The sequence below is a fragment of the Dissulfuribacter thermophilus genome (assembly GCF_001687335.1).
Lineage (GTDB): Bacteria > Desulfobacterota > Dissulfuribacteria > Dissulfuribacterales > Dissulfuribacteraceae > Dissulfuribacter > Dissulfuribacter thermophilus.
On record NZ_MAGO01000007.1, the window covers coordinates 57,950 to 76,394 of the forward strand.

14 protein-coding genes and 1 tRNA gene are annotated in these 18,445 nt (G+C 43.3%); 8 read left to right on the top strand and 7 right to left on the bottom strand.

The annotated features are described in order from the left end of the window. The first annotated feature begins 6 nt into the window (after positions 1-6). From acpS to DBT_RS07155, 7 genes are all read left to right on the top strand, one after another. Complete coding sequence (gene acpS / locus DBT_RS07125; RefSeq protein ID WP_083186694.1) at positions 7-411, top strand: holo-ACP synthase; 405 nt, start codon at positions 7-9, stop codon at positions 409-411. A 68-nt stretch (positions 412-479) separates the two neighbouring features. Then, positions 480-2,909 (top strand): phosphoenolpyruvate synthase, encoded by a 2,430-nt coding sequence (ppsA, locus tag DBT_RS07130; RefSeq protein WP_067618392.1) that lies wholly within the window; start codon positions 480-482, stop codon positions 2,907-2,909. Positions 2,910-3,185: 276 nt separating this feature from the next. Next, positions 3,186-4,919: a single-stranded-DNA-specific exonuclease RecJ gene (recJ, locus tag DBT_RS07135; RefSeq protein ID WP_067618395.1), complete on the top strand. Its 1,734-nt coding sequence runs from the start codon at positions 3,186-3,188 to the stop codon at positions 4,917-4,919. After that, the gene (locus DBT_RS07140) at positions 4,891-8,376 is read left to right on the top strand and encodes an AAA family ATPase (RefSeq protein WP_083186695.1); all 3,486 of its coding nucleotides are present in this window, start codon (positions 4,891-4,893) and stop codon (positions 8,374-8,376) included. Before recJ ends, DBT_RS07140 begins: the two co-directional genes overlap by 29 nt. Next, the gene (locus DBT_RS07145; RefSeq protein WP_067618401.1) at positions 8,369-9,106 is read left to right on the top strand and encodes a SagB/ThcOx family dehydrogenase; all 738 of its coding nucleotides are present in this window, start codon (positions 8,369-8,371) and stop codon (positions 9,104-9,106) included. The genes DBT_RS07140 and DBT_RS07145 overlap by 8 nt, the downstream gene beginning before the upstream one ends. Further along, the gene (gene dtd, locus DBT_RS07150; RefSeq protein ID WP_067618404.1) at positions 9,106-9,555 is read left to right on the top strand and encodes a D-aminoacyl-tRNA deacylase; all 450 of its coding nucleotides are present in this window, start codon (positions 9,106-9,108) and stop codon (positions 9,553-9,555) included. The genes DBT_RS07145 and dtd overlap by 1 nt, the downstream gene beginning before the upstream one ends. Positions 9,556-9,563: 8 nt before the next feature. Beyond that, positions 9,564-9,854 (top strand): hypothetical protein, encoded by a 291-nt coding sequence (locus DBT_RS07155; protein ID WP_067618407.1) that lies wholly within the window; start codon positions 9,564-9,566, stop codon positions 9,852-9,854. On the opposite strand, the gene cbiB is transcribed toward DBT_RS07155, so the two are convergent. Together cbiB and DBT_RS07165 are read right to left on the bottom strand one after the other, a co-directional pair. Next, on the bottom strand, positions 9,851-10,810 hold the full coding sequence (gene cbiB, locus DBT_RS07160; RefSeq protein ID WP_067618410.1) for an adenosylcobinamide-phosphate synthase CbiB: 960 nt from the start codon (positions 10,808-10,810) through the stop codon (positions 9,851-9,853). The two genes, DBT_RS07155 and cbiB, sit on opposite strands and share 4 nt — an antisense overlap. 9 nt (positions 10,811-10,819) lie before the next feature. After that, positions 10,820-12,346: a cobyric acid synthase gene (locus DBT_RS07165; protein ID WP_067618413.1), complete on the bottom strand. Its 1,527-nt coding sequence runs from the start codon at positions 12,344-12,346 to the stop codon at positions 10,820-10,822. 272 nt (positions 12,347-12,618) lie between these two features. On the opposite strand from DBT_RS07165, the gene DBT_RS07170 reads away from it, so the two are divergent. Then, positions 12,619-12,695: transfer RNA gene (locus tag DBT_RS07170), tRNA-Arg, on the top strand. A 6-nt stretch (positions 12,696-12,701) separates the two neighbouring features. Here DBT_RS07170 and DBT_RS07175 read toward each other — a convergent pair. From DBT_RS07175 to DBT_RS07195, 5 genes are read right to left on the bottom strand one after another with little or no spacing between them, the layout of a single operon-like run. After that, positions 12,702-13,823 carry a glycosyltransferase gene (locus DBT_RS07175; RefSeq protein ID WP_067618752.1) on the bottom strand — a complete coding sequence of 374 codons (1,122 nt, stop codon included), beginning with the start codon at positions 13,821-13,823 and terminating at the stop codon, positions 12,702-12,704. 23 nt (positions 13,824-13,846) lie between these two features. Beyond that, complete coding sequence (locus DBT_RS07180) at positions 13,847-14,953, bottom strand: glycosyltransferase (protein WP_067618416.1); 1,107 nt, start codon at positions 14,951-14,953, stop codon at positions 13,847-13,849. Then, positions 14,946-15,989 (bottom strand): glycosyltransferase, encoded by a 1,044-nt coding sequence (locus DBT_RS07185; RefSeq protein ID WP_244155334.1) that lies wholly within the window; start codon positions 15,987-15,989, stop codon positions 14,946-14,948. The genes DBT_RS07180 and DBT_RS07185 overlap by 8 nt, the downstream gene beginning before the upstream one ends. 49 nt (positions 15,990-16,038) lie before the next feature. Continuing rightward, positions 16,039-17,325, bottom strand: coding sequence for an O-antigen ligase family protein (locus DBT_RS07190; RefSeq protein WP_067618419.1), 1,287 nt, complete (start codon positions 17,323-17,325; stop codon positions 16,039-16,041). Beyond that, a complete protein-coding gene (locus DBT_RS07195) occupies positions 17,318-18,430 on the bottom strand; it encodes a glycosyltransferase family 4 protein (protein WP_067618421.1) in 1,113 nt (370 codons plus the stop codon). The genes DBT_RS07190 and DBT_RS07195 overlap by 8 nt, the downstream gene beginning before the upstream one ends. Positions 18,431-18,445: the final 15 nt, after the last annotated feature.

Consider the following 18,445-nt stretch of genomic DNA (forward strand, 5'->3'; position numbering starts at 1 on the left):
CCGTTTATGGTTAGGTATGACGGTAGGAAGATGATTGTTGGAATAGGCGTTGACCTTGTTGAGATTGGCAGGATAACAAAGGCCTACGAAAGATGGGGCAGACGTTTTTTGAAAAGGGTGTATGCTGACGTGGAGATTGAAAAAATGCCTTCTTCAACAGTACGGAGATGGGAGTATCTTGCCAGCCGTTTTTCTGCAAAAGAGGCCTTTTTAAAGGCCCTGGGAACAGGGATAGCTCATGGGCTAGGGCTTAAGGACGTGTGGGTGGTGAATGAGCCCTCAGGACGCCCTAGGCTTAGTTACTCTGAAGATGTAGGGAACATCCTTGAGGCTCAAGGCATCAAGGTAGCACATATAAGTATTAGTCATGAAAAGACCATGGCAATTTCAATTGTGGTCCTTGAGAGTTGACAAGTCCTATTTATTAGGGCTAAAAGGAGTTAAGATACGCTTATATTCGTTCAGGGAGGACATTTTTTATGAGTGAGAAGCCATTCATTTTGTGGTTTGACCAGATTGGAATCGAAGATGTCCCCCTTGTGGGGGGAAAGAATGCATCTTTGGGGGAAATGTACCAACACCTTACTTCAAAGGGTGTACAGGTGCCAAATGGTTTTGCTATCACGGCAGAAGCATATAAGCACCTTTTAAAAGAGGCTGGGGTGGAAGCTGCCATTAGAGATGCGCTTGATGGCCTTGATACCCATAATATTCAGGATCTGAAAAAGAGGGGTAAAAAGGTAAGAGACATCATCTTGAAGGCAGATTTCCCATCGGATCTGGAAGAGGCCATCCTAGACGCCTATAAGAAGATGGAAGAGATTTACGGGAAAGACGTGGACGTGGCAGTCCGTTCTTCTGCTACTGCAGAGGACTTACCAGATGCATCTTTTGCAGGGCAGCAGGAGACTTATCTAAATATAAGAGGTGGAGATAGCCTCATTAAGGCCTGTCAAAAATGTTTTGCAAGTCTATTTACTGACAGGGCCATTTCATACAGACAGGACAAGGGGTTTGGTCACTTTGATGTCTACCTCTCCATAGCGGTTCAGAAGATGATTAGAAGTGACAGCGCGAGCTCTGGCGTCATGTTCACCATGGATACAGAGAGCGGATTTGATAAGGTAGTATTCATTACTGGAGCATGGGGGCTTGGTGAAAACGTCGTCCAGGGAGTAGTGAATCCAGATGAGTTTTATGTGTTTAAGCCGACCTTAAAAGAAGGTTTCAGACCTGTTATCTCCAAAAAGCTTGGTCCGAAACAAAAAAAGATGGTCTATACAGACAATCCAAAATCTCCTGTAAAGAACAAGGCCACCACTAAGAAGGAGAGAAACACATATGTCCTCTCGGACGATGAGATTTTAACCCTTGCAAAGTGGGCCTGTATCATTGAAGAGCACTATAAAAAGCCCATGGATATCGAGTGGGCCAAGGACGGTGATGGAGAGACTGTTGGGACAGGTGGGCTCTTCATAGTCCAGGCAAGACCTGAGACAGTCCATTCACAAAAGGATTCACAGAGTTTTGAGACCTACGTGCTCAAAGAAACTGGAAATGTCCTTGCCACTGGTAATGCTGTTGGCTCCAAAATTGGCCAGGGTAAAGCCAAGGTCATTAATGACGTCAAAGACATCACAAAATTCAAGAAAGGCGAGGTCCTAGTCACTGACATGACTGACCCTGACTGGGAGCCAATAATGAAGATCGCCTCAGCAATCGTTACCAATCGCGGTGGAAGGACCTGTCATGCTGCCATTGTCTCTAGGGAACTTGGAATCCCCTGTATTGTTGGGACTGAAGATGGGACGGAGAAGATCAAAGACGGCCAGAATGTAACGGTCTCTTGTGCTGACGGTGAAGAAGGTAAGGTCTATGAAGGTCTTTTGGATTTTGAAGTACAGCGTCTCGACCTTAAGGATATTCCAAAGACCAAGACCAAGATCATGATGAATGTGGGTATCCCAGAGCAGGCCTTTACCCAGTGTCAGATACCAAATGACGGCGTAGGTCTCGCAAGGCTAGAGTTTATAATTAACTCCCACATAGGCATCCATCCACTTGCCCTTCTCAACTATGACGAGCTAAAGAAAAAGGCTAGACGCGATAAGCAGATAAAGGAGATCGTTAAGGCAATAGATGAAAAGACTCCTCATTATGAAGACAAGGCCGAGTTCTTTGTAGATACTCTGGCCCAAGGAGTTGCCCGTATAGCTGCTGGTTTTTATCCCAATGATGTCATAGTTAGGCTAAGTGATTTTAAATCAAATGAATATGCAAATCTCATAGGTGGTCAAATATACGAGCCTGAAGAGCACAACCCCATGATAGGTTGGCGTGGGGCATCAAGGTATTATAGTCCAAACTTTGAACCTGCATTTGCGCTTGAGTGCCAGGCCCTGAAGAGGGTGAGAGACGAAATGGGGCTTTCAAATGTAAAGGTAATGATCCCCTTCTGCAGGACTGTTGAAGAGGGTAAAAAGGTCATTGGAGTAATGGAAAAGTATGGCCTCAAGCAGGGTGAAAATGGTCTTGAGGTCTACGTAATGTGCGAGATTCCAAGTAACGTGGTGCTTGCAGACGAATTTGCAAAGGTGTTTGATGGATTCTCCATTGGTTCAAATGACCTTACTCAGCTCACCCTTGGTTTGGATAGGGATTCAGAGCTCGTAAGCCATATCTATGACGAGAGGAATGAGGCTGTAAAGCGCCTGGTACGCCAGGTAATCGATGTTGCCAAAAAGACCAAGCGCAAGATTGGAATCTGCGGCCAGGCACCAAGTGATTTCCCAGACTTTGCGGAGTTCCTCGTAGAATGCGGTATAGATTCCATGAGTCTTACCCCTGATACAGCGGTGAAGACAAGACTCCTTGTAGCAGAGAAGGAAAAGGCCTTGGGTATCAAATAACATTCAGGCAGATTAGAACTGATAAAAAAGGCGGGGATCCCCCGCCTTTTTTTAGTTTTGAGTTTTAAGTTTTGAGTGTTGAGTTGAAGGAACAAATCAGTATATTATCCATTATCCACGAAAATTACCCTGTGAGCGGATACAAAATGTCTCTTCCCGGGATCGGGGGCGTTGAACCCAGAACCTGGAACTTTCAACTCAAAACCCAAAACTTCTATTTTCCTCCTTGTGCCGTTTGGTTGACAGGCATGTAGGCAAAATGTAACTTCGTCTGCCATGAAGTCACTGATTTTAGACAGACACTGGGAGTTTAGGGCGCCTTCCAAAACGGCCAGGCGTCTGTCAGAAAGATTAGAGATCCCCATTGCTATAGCAGGATACCTAGAGGACTGCGGCATTTGCACAGAAGAGGCTGCACGAGTTCATCTGGAGCCGGAGCTAAGGGCAATGACTGCCCCTTGGCTTATGAAGGACATGGAAAAGGCGGTAACTCGTATAGTAGATGCTGTCGTGCGTCGTGAACTCATTGGTATTTTTGGTGATTACGATGCAGATGGTGTTACCTCTACCGCAATAATCTCCCTTTTCTTTCGTACTATAGGCCAGCCACATGTTATTTATATCCCACATCGAGAAAATGATGGTTACGGGTTGAATGAGGCTGGGATAAGGTACCTCCACTCCAAGGGCGCAACGCTCATGGTCACTGTCGATTGTGGAATAACGGGTGCCACAGAAGTTGAATTTGCCCAATCTCTTGGACTAGATGTAATCGTCACAGATCATCATGAGCCAGGAGACGAAATTCCCAGTTGTGTAGCTGTGCTTAATCCAAAACGTCAAGATTGTTCCTATCCATTTGAGGGGTTAGCTGGGGTGGGAGTTGCTTTCAATCTGATAGTAGCTCTACGTGCTGCATTGAGAGAAAGGGGATTTTTTCGTTCTATCCCTGAACCCAATCTAAAGGAGTTTTTAGATCTGGTGACCATTGGGACCATTGGAGATATTGTCCCTCTTGTCTATGAAAACAGGATCTTCACAAGGACAGGACTCAATGTAATTCGTAACTCAAGACGGCCTGGAATTCAGGCCCTGCTCTCTGAATGTACTGTAAAGGGAGATGTTGGAGTGAGTGAGGTGGCCTTTAGGCTGGTTCCAAGGATCAATGCAGCAGGTCGAATGGACCATGCTAAGACCGCCCTGAATCTAATGCTTACGGAGGATCATACAGAGGCCCAAAATCTCGCCTCCATTTTGAGCCGTTACAATTCTGAACGTCAGCGAATTGAAGCACGTATCTTCAAAGAGGCCCTTGAGCTTGCAGAGCATGAAATAGATTCCCCCATAATAATCCTGGTAAACCCTGGATGGAAAAAAGGAGTAATAGGAATTGTGGCCTCAAAACTTATGGATAGATTAAAGCGCCCGGTGATTTTACTGACTGAGGAACCAGATGGTTCCTTAGAGGGGTCAGGAAGGAGCACATCTCAATTTGACCTCTATGCTATACTGAAATCATGCGAAGAATATTTAGAAGGGTTTGGAGGCCATCGTGCTGCAGCTGGGTTGAGGTTGAGGGCGGAAAATTTTGAGGCCTTTAAGGAGGCTACAATCTCTACAGTAAAAAGTATGGAAGTTTCTAGGACACCAGGACTAAAAATTCATTTTGATATGTCAGTAGAATCTTTAGGAGACCCAGGCCTTAAAGATGTCTTATCTAAATTAGAGCCGTTTGGCCCTGGATGTGAGCCCCCGGTTTTAAGACTTCAGAATTTTCTGGTAAAGAATATGAATATCGTAGGAAGAAACCACTTAAAGTTACTACTTGTCCCAAAAGATTCATTATATGTTCGTCCAGTGGAGGTCCTGGGGTGGGGCATGGGAGAATTACAGGAGCTTCCGTGGGGAAAACTAGAATTAGCTTGTACCCCATTTTTCAATAACTGGAACGGGCAAAGAACCCTCCAACTCAAACTAATGGATGCCCGCTACCATCGTCATGAAGCTTAAACGCCTTGTTATAAGAGGATTCAAATCTTTTCCCGACAGGACCATTCTCTCCTTCCCAAGTCAAGGGGTGTCTGCCATTGTTGGCCCAAATGGTTGTGGTAAGTCCAATATACTTGATGCAATCCGTTGGGTCCTTGGCGAGCAGAGTCCTAAAATGTTAAGGGCAAGGTCCATGGACGAGGTCATCTACAGTGGACCTAATGGAAGGGGAGTGGGATATGCTGAAGTGAAAATGGTCCTTGAGGAAGTAGGTGGTAAAAAGTCTGTTGAGATTGCCCGAAGACTCTACAAATCTGGTGAAACCAACTATCTACTTGATGGACGACCTGTAAGGTTAAAAGACATTCAATACCTGTTCATGGATACTGGCTCTGGTACCCGTGCCTATGCCCTTGTAGACCAGGGGCAGGTCTCTCGTTTTGTAGAAATGGGGCCAGAGGAGAGAAAGACCCTGATAGAAGAGGCGGCAGGCATTTCAAAGTACAAACAAAAGAGGCGAGAGACAGAAGTCCGCTTGAAAAAGACCTTGGAAAACATTGAGCGCCTAAACGACATTTTAACTGAGGTCAAGCGAGAGAGGAAAGAGGCAAAACGTGATGCAGAAGTAGCCTTGAAATATCAGGCGCTTAAAGCTGATTATCATAAGGTGAAAAAGGCAATATTGGGCTCAACCTATAAAAAATATATTGAAAAAAAGGAAGAAATTGAAGTTAAACTCAAGGATATACGCCTAAAGGTTCTAGCCCTGGATTCAGATCTTGGAAGGATTCATTCAAGCCTCTCTCGGCTCGAAGATGAGGTATTTACACTAGAGGAACGGTACAATGAAAGAAGTGAGGAGGAAAAGAGGCTTTCCCAGCAGTTAAGAGAACACAAACTGAAAACAGAACAAAGAGAGGAACACTTAAGGCGGCTTACAGATGATCTTCGTGAAAGGGAATTGAGAATAAAAGACATTTCTCATCGGACAAAGGGGCTTATTTCCAAAAAAGAGAGTTTAAAAGAAAGGATTCATCTCAAGAACGATCAAATACGCCTATTAGAGGGAAAAATAAATGAACTTGTAGCGGCTAAACGCGATGTAGAGGCCCTTGTATTAGAAATAAAGGAGGAGCTTGAGAGTTTAAAAGACAGGTTTGTAGATGTCTCCAGTAATCTTGCAAGGAAAGAAGGTGAACTTAAGGCAAGTCTAAAGCAAAAAGCTGAAATCCAAAACAGAATCAGTAAGATCCAACAAAAGATTTTGGAGCTTTCAAAAAGAGAGAAGATATTAACTCAAGAGTTGGAGGATAAAAACGAAAGATATTTGGCTTTAAAGTTAGAACAGGACTCTCTTTCACAAAAGATACAGGATATTCAGGCAGAATTAAAGGAGATTCAAGAGAAAGAGAGGGAGATTAAGCAAAAATTTGAGAAGGTTTCACAGGACCTTGGAGTATCCACTCAACGTATGACCGCCCTATCAGAGATAGTAGAGGGTGGTCTTGATCTTTTTGAGTCCACACGAAGGTTTTTGAAGGAGCTTAAAAGGAAAGACATACCATTTAAGGGAATACTAGTAGATTTTCTGAATATTGAGCCAGGCAAGGAGAGGATTGTTGAGAAGGCTTTGAGTGAAGTGGTGCTTCAGGGAATATTGTTTGAAAATAAAGATACAATGAAGGCTGCAAAGGATCTTCTTTCTGAAATGGAGCTTGATGGCCCTATATGGCTTTTTTGGATGGAAGAGAAAGCGGAGTCTGAGCCCTCCATGGAGAAAGATGCGCCCCTTCTATCTTTCATTGACGCCCCCCATGATGTTTTGCCGCCCATCTTGAGGCGTCTTTCAGGTCTTAAGCCAAGTAACAATATGTGGATCGATGGGGATGGTGAGGCACTTTTTCTCGGTAAAGAGGTTGAAAAGGGAGATGGGTTAATCGAGAGGAGGGCAGAGTTATTGAGTCTTAAAAACAAGGTTGCCGAACTTCAAAAAGAATACAATTCCCTTAAAAAGGCCTTAGAGGAGGTATTGGTTTCACGACAAGAGAAAGAAAAGAGGCTTAAAGAAATACGGACCATGGCCTCTAAGAATAGAGACGAGTCAATAAAATTAGAGGCCTCTTTAGTTCATCTAAAAAAGGAGCTCCAGGGATTTAAAGATCGATTACAAGGACTTCGTCTGGAAAAGTCCGCACTTGAGCTCGATTATAAAGAAATGGAAGGGACTGATGGGCTCCTACAGGAACGCGTAGAGGCCTTGAGGAAGCAATTGGCGGATATCCAAGGAAAACTTGATGAAAGGAAGCAGGCACTGGCAGACTATGAAAAGGTGCTTAAGTCAAGAGATGAAAATATATCTCAACTAAAACAGGAACTCACAAAAGAGCGCACAATGCTTGAGGGTAGTGAGCGGGATTTAAACGGTGTTGAAAAGGCCTTAAGGAAGCTTGAAAAGGAGAGGGTATCTTTAGATAGTGAAATTAGTAAGGCTAGAGAGCAGATTGAGAGGCAGAGAAATGATCTTTTTTCAGCAAAGGATCTGATATCGAAGAATGAAGTACGCCTTTACGAAATTCAGGAGGCAAAAGAGGAAGTTTACAGAGGGCTACGGTCTATTAGAGATAAAATTGCAAACCTTTCTAAGGAAAAGGCAGATCTTGAGGCAAAGAGAAGGAAACTGGTTGAGGCCCTTCATGCATCTGAGCTTTCTCTTTCCAGGGTTCTTGAGCGGATGAATTCAGTAAATGACGAGGCCAAAGAGGCCTTTTCACAGGATATTGAGGAGGTGTGGGAGGAATGGGCCTCGCTTATGCATTTAGCGAAGGATCTAAATAAGGAATTAAAGCGTCTAAAGAAGGCAATGGATTCCCTTGGCCCAGTAAATCACAGTGCCGTAGATAAGCTCAAGGAACTCGATGAGCGTGTTTTGTTTCTAGAAGAGCAACTCAAGGACCTGGAAGGATCTTATAGAGATCTCAAGGAGGCTATTTCAAAGATCGATTCAAGGTGTAGACTGAGACTTAAAGATGCCATTAAAGGCATAAATGAACAGCTTGAACAGGTGTTTTCGCTGCTATTTGAGGGCGGAAGCGCACGTCTTTCTGTCTCTGGCGAGGAAAGGGATATCCTTGATGTGGGTATAGACTTTATGGTAAAGCTTCCTGGTAAGTCAGTGAGAAGTCTTAATCTCCTTTCAGGTGGGGAAAAGGCCCTTTCTGCACTAAGCCTCATCTTTTCCATATTCTTTCTTAAGCCCGCGCCATTTTGTGTGCTCGATGAAGTTGATGCAGCCCTGGATGAAGCAAACTGTCTTCGTTTTGCACGACTCCTGAAGGAAGTTGCGAAAAGATCCCAAGTAATCCTGATTACCCACAATCCCAGGGTAATGGAGGCAGCTGATTGCCTTTTTGGCGTTACCATGGAGGAAAAAGGGGTTTCAAAACTAGTATCAGTAAGGTTGGAGTCATTCAATGCCTGATTTAAAAAAAACGATTGCCTATCTTTATATGGAAGAAACAAAGTTTGATCGTGATACCCTGTATGAACGGGTCAGACCAAATATCCTTCCGGCAGAACCATTCAAACGTTATAAAGACGCGGAAAAAGTGCTTCTGGCACGGCGTTGGGATGGAAAAAGCGCAGATCTGTGGAAGGTGCTGCAAGAGAGGAGGTCCAGGCGCAACTATACACGTGCTGCCATATCCCTTGGAGACCTTTCAATTCTCTTGTGGGCAAGTCAGGGGGTCACAGCTCAAGCAGGTCCATATTATCTCAGAACCGCACCTTCTGCAGGTGCTCTTTATTCCATAGAGACCTATTTGGTGGCAGAACGGGTAGAAGGGGTAAAGCCTGGGCTCTACCACTATGATGTAAAGGGGTTTCAACTTGAGACCCTAAAAAAGGGAGAATTTCTTAATGACATTTCACGAATTGCCCTTGGACAGGGGTTTTTGCGGGATGCTGCATGTGTTTTCATCTGGACCTCTGTGCTCAGACGTACAATGTCAAAGTACGGGAATAGGGGGCTTCGCTATATTTTTTTGGATGCTGGCCATATTTGCCAGAATCTTATGCTTGCATCTGAGGCACTCGATCTTGGAGCATGCCCTGTAGCAGCTTTTTTTGATATGGAATTAAATGAATTTCTCGGTATTGATGGCATTGAAGAAACTGCCATTTACCTTGCAGCTGTTGGGAGGATTGAATAATGCGTGCAGTAGTGCAAAGAGTTAAAGAGGCCTGGGTACAGGTTGAGAACAGAGAAGTTTCCAGGATTGAACAGGGCTTTTTGGTTCTCCTTGGGGTAGGAGATGAGGATACTGAGAAGGACGTGGCGTACTTGGCAGACAAGGTGGTAAACTTGAGGGTCTTTGAAGATGAAGAGGGCAAGATGAACAAATCCCTTATTGACGTTGGTGGCGAGATGCTCATTGTGTCTCAGTTTACTCTCTATGGCGATTGTCGGAAAGGCAGACGTCCATCTTTTTCCCATGCCGCGACACCGGATCATGCAGTGCCATTATATGAAGCATTTTGTGAAAAGGTAAAAAATTATAACATTACAGTGAAACAAGGTATCTTTCAGGCCCACATGGAAGTTGGATTAATAAATGACGGACCTGTTACTCTACTACTAGACTCAAAGCGGGTGTTTTAACCCGGATTATGCAGCTCGAAAGCCTTGCCGAAGATGCGAGGCGGAGGGCACTCAAGGAGTACTTTGGTACTTCAAGTTCCCTACAACAAAGAGACCTCGGTAAAATTGCGAGCCCCTTGCGGCTTCAAATGCCTGAGAATTTATCACGGATTGAACATCACCTTTTGGGTGAAGGCACAATGGAACAGATGTATGCTAACTATGCAATAATTCATAGAAATTACTTCCTTCAGGTATTTGAAGTGCATAATCCGGGTTCAAATGTAGGTGTTATAGGGGGCTGTTTCCCTTGTGATTAGTTAATTGAAAAAGTTTTGAGATGGCTAATGATGCCAAGGACAAGGGCGAACATGAGTGCGCTAATATGAAGGAGTTTTACTGCACGTCTTATATCTTTTGCCGTGGGAGGGGCGCCTTCGGGATTTAAAAAAGCCCTGTTTTTTATGCCTTCCCTATAATGTGTTGGGCCTCCAAGGCGTACACCAAGGGCGTGAGAAAATGCAGCCTCTGAGATGCCTGAATTTGGACTTTCGTGGCCTTTTCCATCTATGAGGGCCTTTTTTATAATGTTTGGTTGCCATTTGCCCAAGAAAAGTGTGGCAATGGCGATGAAAACAGGTGATATCCTAGAGGGGATGAAGTTGAGAAGGTCATCCAATCTTGCGGATGCCCAACCCAGACGTTTGTATTTTTTGTCTTTGTATCCCACCATAGCATCCAAGGTGTTTACTGCCCTATAGAAGACTGCTAAGGCCGCTCCCCCAATGGCCCAGTAAAATAGGGGCGCAAGCACTGCATCGACAAAGTTTTCTCCTACAGTCTCTATGGCAGCACGAGATATTTCAGTGGCGTCTAGCCCTTTGGTCTCTCTGCCAACTATCCTTGCTAGCCTAATGCGTGCAAGGCCTAAGTCCCCTTGATCGAGGGCATTTGCCACTACCATGGCCTCTTCTCCAAGAGACCTTAGGCCAAGGGTAAAATATAAGATGATTCCAGAGGTAATTGTGCCAGCCAAGGCCCCATGAGTCCATGCAAAGCGGATAAGAAGATGGGAGACAAAGAAGAAGGTGCAGGGTATTAAAGTAGCCAAAAATATACCCTTTAAGGTCTCATTTATAGGAACAGGTTTTAAGAGTCTTTCTACATATTGGATTGAATAGCCAATGATCCTCACTGGGTGGAGGTGAAACTCTGGGTCTCCCAACAGGAGGTCTAGTAGGATGGCAATTGCGAGGACCTGAATTGGTTCTACCATTTTTCTTTATTAGTGGCCTCTGCGTTTAAGAGATTGATCGAGTAGGGCAAATATTTTTTCTATCCCAATCCCTTCCTCGATCCAATTGGCCAAGGTATCTAGATTTTTTTCTTTGAAGGCCCTGTAGGATGTAGTCTTGTTTAAGGGTGCCATCCCCTTTCTCAGTCTCAAATAGTCGAGAAATCTGCGTCTTAAAATGTCATTTTCGAAAAGGCCATGAAGGTATGTGCCAATTATCAGGCCATCCTTTGTCATGAGACCAAGTTTTGAATTGTCAGGGGATACCGGCACATACTGGTCCAGTTCTGAGTCAAAATAGGTCACTCCTGAGTGTATCTCATAACCTTCTACTCTAATGGGCTCGCTTTCTGGAAATAATATAGTTGCGGTTGTCTGAGAAAGATGTTTTTGGGGAAGCATCTTTGTTACAACTGGAAGAAGTCCAAGTCCGTCAGTGCTCCCTGGAGGCCCTTCTATGCCGCAGCTGTCTTGAACATCTTTTCCCATCATCTGAAATCCGCCACAGATCCCCAAGATCACCACCTGTTTCGTACTTGCAAGCCTAATAATTTCCCTTTTTAAACCCGTTTTTTCTAGAAACTCCAAGTCACTTCGGGTAGCTTTTGACCCTGGGATGATCACACAATCAAGTTCTTTCTGTAGACCGTCAGGATTATCAATAAGAGTGATCTCACAGTCCTCTTCCAAGGAAAATGGAATAAAATCCGTAAAATTACTTATACGTTTTAGATGAATAATGCCAAGACGAATCTTTGCACCAGGCCTTTTGGTCCCAATAAACCTTGCAAACATTCCATCTTCCTGGTCTACAATGACATCCTGTAGCCATGGCAGAACCCCTAAGAAAGGAATTCCTACCATTTCCTCAAAGGCTTTAAGCCCTGGCCTAAGGAGTTCAACGTCCCCTCTGAATTTATTTATTAAAAGTCCTTTGATGAGGTGTTTGTGTTCGGTTTCAATAAGGTCGATTGTGCCTTTAAGCCAGGCAAAGACACCACCTTTGTCAATGTCGCCTACTAAAATGCATGGGGCATTTGCGTGAGCCGCCATTTTAGTGTTAACTAGATCTCTGGATTGAAGATTGATTTCGGCAGGGCTTCCTGCCCCTTCCATGACAATTACCTCATATTCCTTGCTAAGTTCATCATAGATTTCATTGACGAGCTTTTGATGTTGGGGGAAAAGACGGTAGTATTCTCTAGCACCAATGGTACACTTTGGTTCACCAAGGACTATTACCTGAGATGTGGAATCCCCATTGGGTTTTAGGAGAATGGGATTCATTCGACAGTCTGGAAGAATGCCTGCTGCCTCTGCCTGGTAGGCCTGGGCCCTGCCCATCTCCTTTCCATCAAGGGTAACAAAGGAGTTTAATGCCATATTCTGTGCCTTGAATGGAGCACATTTTATACCCCTTTTCCTTAGAACCCGTAATATCCCAGCTACGATGACACTTTTTCCAACTCCGCTTCCTGTGCCAAGTACCATGAGTGACCGTGCACGTTTTTCTGACATTAGCTGCCCCTTTAATTTGTCTATTTCAGGAGATTTTGGGCAAGATAAGCTTATGACATCAAGGTTTCAAGCTCTTTGTAGAGTTTAATTTTAAAGGTATGGATTTCGCCACATTGATTTTTCGTTCCTATGGTGCAGTCCTGCTGGGGTTTTTAAGTTCCTTGACACTATCTCCTGGCCTCATTAGATTAGAGACTTCCAGCAACAAATGTCTCATTTTGTCTATGCCGTGACGAGGATGGTGAGATTGTTCTTGAAATGGTTGTAATTGCGGGCGATTAGCTCAGTTGGATAGAGCGTTGGCCTCCGGAGCCAAAGGTCGTGGGTTCGAATCCCGCATCGCCCGCCATTTGAATCATGTGTCTAGTCGCTTTTCACCTAAAAGAATCTGAAGATATCTCCTTGCGCTTTCTTCAACAGTGTATTCAGCTACAGCCTGTTGAAGTATCTTTGATGGCAATGGAGACTTAAGGACCTTAATCATTGCCTCAGCCAGTGCCTTGTAGTCGCCAGGAGGAACAAGGGGGCCAAAGCGTCCATTTTGGAGTATCTCTTTTGGGCCGCTTGGGCAATCAGTTGAGGCCACTGGCACGCCAAGGGCTAGGGCCTCTGTCAAGGCATTTGGAGAGCCTTCCCAGCGAGAAGAAAGCACAAAGAGATCTGCATTTTTTATATATGGGTAAGGGTTTGGAGTGAAACCTGGTAAGTCAACGGACTCCTTAAGTTTCAATCCCCTTATCAATTCCGTTAGTTCGCGTCTCATGCCACCTTCTCCCAGGATGATGAGCCTGGAGGGTATGTTCTGTTGCACAATATGAAACGCCTTTATAAGGGTGCCAAAGTCTTTTTGCCTGGTTAGACGGCCTATTCCCAGGATGACCGGGATCTCTTTATTGATTAACCAGGGATGGTTAATAGTTTCTTTTGAAAGTTTGTAAAGTTTTTCCGTGATAACGGGGTTTCGGACAACGTGAAATCGTGTCGCTTTAAGGCCAGTTATATTTGCGAGGTCTTCGGCAACACCTCTTGACACGCAGATGGTTTCATCAATCAACCTGTAACTCAATTTCATTATAAGATTTCTTATAATGCGTGTAGGAAGGGGTTTTTCTCTTATGCCTTCTGATACGGTGGTCCCCAACCTTGCCACAATTCTAGTCTTTGATTTAGTAAGGGTTTTTGCCATGGCTGCCACAAATATGGCTCTGTCTTTAGCTGCAAGAAGGGCGTGGGGACGTTCTGTTTTAAGGAATTTGATGAGTTCTGGAAGTGCTGTGAAGTTATGTCGGGTCTTGAGTTTTATGAGGTTTACTTTATTGGGAATTGCATCAAGATAGTGCAGGTTGTCTGCCCTGATTAAGAGGAGGTCAGTCTTTACTCCAAAGGCAGAAAAACCATTTACTAGATTGGAAATCATCCGCTCTACGCCTCCGGTTCCGGAAAAGGAGGCAAGTATGGCAATCTTTTTCTCTTCCATATTCTCGTCCATAGAAAAATGGTTCATACGGGCAAAAGCCATCTGGCATAGTCTCTAGTACCACTGTGAATGGTGTATCTGTCAACAGCCTGTTTTAATTTTTCAGGGGCTATGGGGTTTTTTAGTGTGTCAATAATTGCGTCTCTTAGACCTTCAACATCTCCAATTTTTACAAGCCTTCCGTACTTGCCGCCGCCGAGGATTTCCCGGGGGCCACTTGGACAATCTGTAGATACAACAGAGGTACCTGTGCCCAGCGCCTCGATAAGTACTACAGGAAGCCCTTCACACCGAGAGGTAAGACAAAAACAGTCTGCATTTGCCATAAATGGCAAGGGATTTTTCATAAAACCTGGAAGGTCAATTTTATCTGATATTCCAAGTTCGCTAGATAAAGACAAGAGCTTTTTACGCCTTTTGCCTTTTCCCAGTATAATTAACCTTGCATCGATCTCTTTTAAGACGAGACTAAAGGCCTTGATAAGGGTTTCGAAGTCTTTTCTTCTACAGAGTTCTCCTGCTCCAAGTACTATGGGGCATGATTTTCCCTTGAACCATGGATGATCAGGTATTGAGTTGGCCCTCAAATGAAAGTCGTCATCTATAATGGGACTTTTTACAACGCTTATTTTTTCTGAAAGCCCTGGGGCAATGTCTATAAGATCCTTTTGTGCACCTTTTGACGGAACAAGTATCCTGTCTGCCAGCGGATATAGGTGGCGTATTGAAAAGAGCTGGAGGGACCTGTCAAAGGCAGATCTTTTTCTCAAGTTTTCTGTAACAGTTGTGCCAATCCTAACAACCAATCGAACAGGGGATCTCGAGATATACTTTGAGAGGATGGCGATTCTATTTACTCGGTCTTTATCAGTTAGAAGGGAATGTGGCCGATTTTTTTTCAGATATTTTATAAGGAATGGTAGAGCTGACGTAACATGAGAGGTATTTAGCTCTATTATCCTTACATTTTGAGGCACCTCTGTAAGGTAAGGGCCGTGTTTTTTTATACGGATGAGATCTACCCTGTGGCCTGCCTCACCCAGTCCTTTTATGAGATTACCCATAACCCTTTCGACCCCACTGTGTCCTGAAGTTGCGAGAAAGATGGCAATATGTCCCTTTTTAGTCACTTAAAAGCCCCATGACTTTTAGATATGTAATTGTGGCCGGAATGGCCCTGTAGGGTTCTGCCGCATCTTTTAAAAAGGATGGAGAGGGAGGGGATGAAAGGACCTTTAAAATGGCTTCTGCCATCTGATTATGGTTATGGACCTCCACTAGTTCTCCATAACGGCCATTTTTAAGGATTTCTCTTGGTCCCGTTGGACAGTCTGTAGCGACCACAGGGATGCCGAGGGCTAGGGCCTCTATGAGGACGTTTGGAGATCCTTCCCAGGCTGAGGAAAGGACAAAACACGAGGCCCTGGAAAGAAAAGCAAAAGGATTACTAGTGAATCCAGGAAGTGCCACTTTGTCAGTGATACCAAGGTGTCTGATAAGGTTGAGGAGGCTATCTCGTTCCTTGCCCTCTCCTAGGATGATGAGTCTGGCTTCTGTCCTTTGGATCACCTTATAGAAGGCTTTTATCAAAGTTTCGAAGCCTTTTTGGCGGGCGAGGCGGCCAATTCCCATTATTACAGGTATGTCTTCATCCAGCCATTTGTGGGGGGTAGGTGCATTTGAAAGTTCATAAAGCTTGTCTGATACAGTGGGGTTATTCAAAACTTTTATCCTATCCGTGGAAATTCCTGTAATATCCAAAATGTCCTCTGCCACTTTATTTGAATTTGCGATTACGAGATCTGCCCTCTTATAGGCGTATTTGATCGAATATTTTCTTAACACTCTTTTGACGAGATTTCTCCTCTCTAGTGCCGTTGAAATAGGCATACCAACCCTGAATACTATTTTTATTGGATAGTTGATAAAGGGAGTCCCAAGTGCCAAAACCCGGTTGGCCCTTTCCCTGTTTGTTAGTATCACTCTTGGCCTTTTCTTGTTTATATAATCTAACAAACTTGGCAAACTTATTAGTCCCGGACTCTCATTTAGATTTATTATATTTATTTTTGGATTCAATAGATCCAGTTCTGGGATGTTGGGATTGTTTACGAGTACATCAATGTTTTTCAAAAAAAGGGCAGAGGAATTCATTAAGTTAAGCATCACGTTGCTGATGCCACCCTTTCCACCTCTAAAGCCAAAAAACGCTAAATCAGTCTTTTTTGAGGACAAAGCTGGTTCCAACTCCACTTATTATCATCCAATAAAAACGCCAGTCCCAGTGTAGCAGCCTAAAGTCAAAGAGACACCAGATTGCTGCCATGGCCCATGATGAAATTGTGAATAGAAAGATATCAAAAGGAAGTGCCCCTTTTTTATAGGCATTTATCACCTCTTTTAAAAGAATAAAAATTGAAGCAAATAGCAATCCCGTACCAATCAGGCCAAATCTTACAAGGAATTCAAGATAAGTGCTATGTAGATGATCAAACCATACCCTTCCACCCTTCCAACTATTTATCTTTAGATCCTCTCTCTGACTATGGGAAATTAGGTATTGGGTTGTACCAGTACCCCAGCCAAATATTGGATGTTCTCTCCATTTTTGAATGGCAAAGGAATATAGGTGAAGTCTTTGACCAATGCCAGTCTCTGGGACCTTTTCTATTATATATTCTCTGTTTTGGGTGAATGTCTCTATCTGGCCTAAGAATCTATTTTTAATAATTTCAAAATTAAGTGCTATAATAAATACAAAGAGACAAATTGTTAAGGCCATTGCCACTGAAAGGGCCTGTTTGTGAGCATGGGTGAGATCTGATTTTTTCAATATGGAAAACACCACCACAGGAAAAACCAGTGCAAAGGCAAGCCATGCCCCCCTTGCCTGGGTAGCTATAAGGCCTTCAAGGAGCAAGACAATAGCAATTGTAATTCCAAAAAGGATAAAAAAGTTCATTTTTCTCTTAAAGGAATTAGCAATTAACCTTTTTGAGAAGATTATCAGTCCAGTAATGATGGTGGCACTATACAAGCCAAAAGGAGTGATCCTAAGATGAAAACCTGTTCTCTCTCCTTTTATAATGGTGGTTAGGAGATCAGTATCTATGGATGAGATCATTCCTACAATAAATCCGATGAAAGCAAGAAAAAGCACTCTTAAGGCAAGTTTAGTGCTTCCGTTTATCCAAAAGGCAATTACCAAAAAGAGCCATAATCTGCCAAATTTTAATGCATCCTCTATGTGTTGATCCTTGATTTCAGGAATTTCTAGGATTGAAAATAGGGTCCTAACTACCAAAAATCCAATGGAGATACAGGCAAGTATAAATAGAGGAGTTCGAATCAGTTTGAGAAGCCTAGTTTTCTCAAATGGCATGGCAATGAGCATAAAGATGAGGCCAACTCCTGAAAAGGTGATGCTGTTAAGCGAAAAAAAAGAGAAGACATATAGACCTATCAATCCCAATGACGAAGTATATCTTTTTAGACTATCCATTTTTCCCTGATATAAACTCCAAGATCTTTTCAGCCCGATTTTCCCATGAATAGAGTCTTGCCCTTTGTCTAGCGTTTTGTCCAAGGCTCATTGCCAAATCTGGATCCTGTTTCAATCTTAATAAAGCATTTTTCCACGCCTCTAAATTGGTTGGTTCTACTAACAGCCCTGTTACGCCATCTTCTATAATCTCTCTTAATGGTTCAAGATCACTAGCAATAATTGGTCTCCCTGCTGCCATGGCCTCAAAAAGTTTTAAGGGGCTAAAGGACTTAGCAGTTGTTAAATGAGGCTGATAGGGTAAGAGTACAATGTCGCATTTTTCATACCATCTGATCACATCTCTATGGGGAACAAAGGGGTGTAACTCCAGATTGCCAGTGGTCCCTACGTCTGCCTCTGGAGTTTCCAAATCACCTACAAGGGTTACTTTGCCAATACCACTTTGCGCAAGCCCTTTAAATATCTCTAATCCTCTGTCGTTACTAATTCTTCCAATGTACATGATCCTAGGTCTGGCGAATCGGGCCTTTTGTGGTAGAGGTATGGAGGAAAAGTGTTTGTAATCAACACCACATGGAATAATTGATATTCTATCAGGATTCGCCCCCTTTTTTATCAAAGAATGGGAAGCTGACTTACTTATTGATATGAGGTACCTGATTATACCGTTATTATACGCATTTATGATGAGTGAAAGGATTCCCTCATTTTCTAGTTGTTCTACATTATGAACTTCAAATATGTGGGGTATTCTAAACGTTATTAGTGCCTTACTTAGATAATAAGATCTTATGAGAATATTATCGTAATCTTTTTGTATCCTTTTCATCTTTAAACAGAGAGGCAAATAATTTAATATTTTCCATCTTGAGTGTAAAAGCTGAGTAGGGAAAATATTAAATGTCTTTTCAATACCGATATCTTTTAGACGACTGTCAATGTCTATGCCTTTTTTGACTGGAGGTAAATATAGATCGATATAACAGTTTTTTTTTGATATGGCTGATACGGTATAAAGGGTCTGAATGAGATTTGCCCTATTTCTATGAAGTTTACTTGTGCTTAAATAAATTAACTTCATTGCCTTTCTATAATTTTTCATTTATTTGATTGTAAT

Coding starts and splice junctions, on each gene's coding strand:
- acpS (WP_083186694.1), top strand. CDS start 7: ATGGTTAGGTATGACGGTAGGAAGATGATTGTTGGAATAGGCGTTGAC.
- ppsA (WP_067618392.1), top strand. CDS start 480: ATGAGTGAGAAGCCATTCATTTTGTGGTTTGACCAGATTGGAATCGAA.
- recJ (WP_067618395.1), top strand. CDS start 3,186: ATGAAGTCACTGATTTTAGACAGACACTGGGAGTTTAGGGCGCCTTCC.
- DBT_RS07140 (WP_083186695.1), top strand. CDS start 4,891: ATGCCCGCTACCATCGTCATGAAGCTTAAACGCCTTGTTATAAGAGGA.
- DBT_RS07145 (WP_067618401.1), top strand. CDS start 8,369: ATGCCTGATTTAAAAAAAACGATTGCCTATCTTTATATGGAAGAAACA.
- dtd (WP_067618404.1), top strand. CDS start 9,106: ATGCGTGCAGTAGTGCAAAGAGTTAAAGAGGCCTGGGTACAGGTTGAG.
- DBT_RS07155 (WP_067618407.1), top strand. CDS start 9,564: ATGCAGCTCGAAAGCCTTGCCGAAGATGCGAGGCGGAGGGCACTCAAG.
- cbiB (WP_067618410.1), bottom strand. CDS start 10,810: ATGGTAGAACCAATTCAGGTCCTCGCAATTGCCATCCTACTAGACCTC.
- DBT_RS07165 (WP_067618413.1), bottom strand. CDS start 12,346: ATGTCAGAAAAACGTGCACGGTCACTCATGGTACTTGGCACAGGAAGC.
- DBT_RS07175 (WP_067618752.1), bottom strand. CDS start 13,823: ATGGAAGAGAAAAAGATTGCCATACTTGCCTCCTTTTCCGGAACCGGA.
- DBT_RS07185 (WP_244155334.1), bottom strand. CDS start 15,989: ATGCTTAACTTAATGAATTCCTCTGCCCTTTTTTTGAAAAACATTGAT.
- DBT_RS07190 (WP_067618419.1), bottom strand. CDS start 17,325: ATGGATAGTCTAAAAAGATATACTTCGTCATTGGGATTGATAGGTCTA.
- DBT_RS07195 (WP_067618421.1), bottom strand. CDS start 18,430: ATGAAAAATTATAGAAAGGCAATGAAGTTAATTTATTTAAGCACAAGT.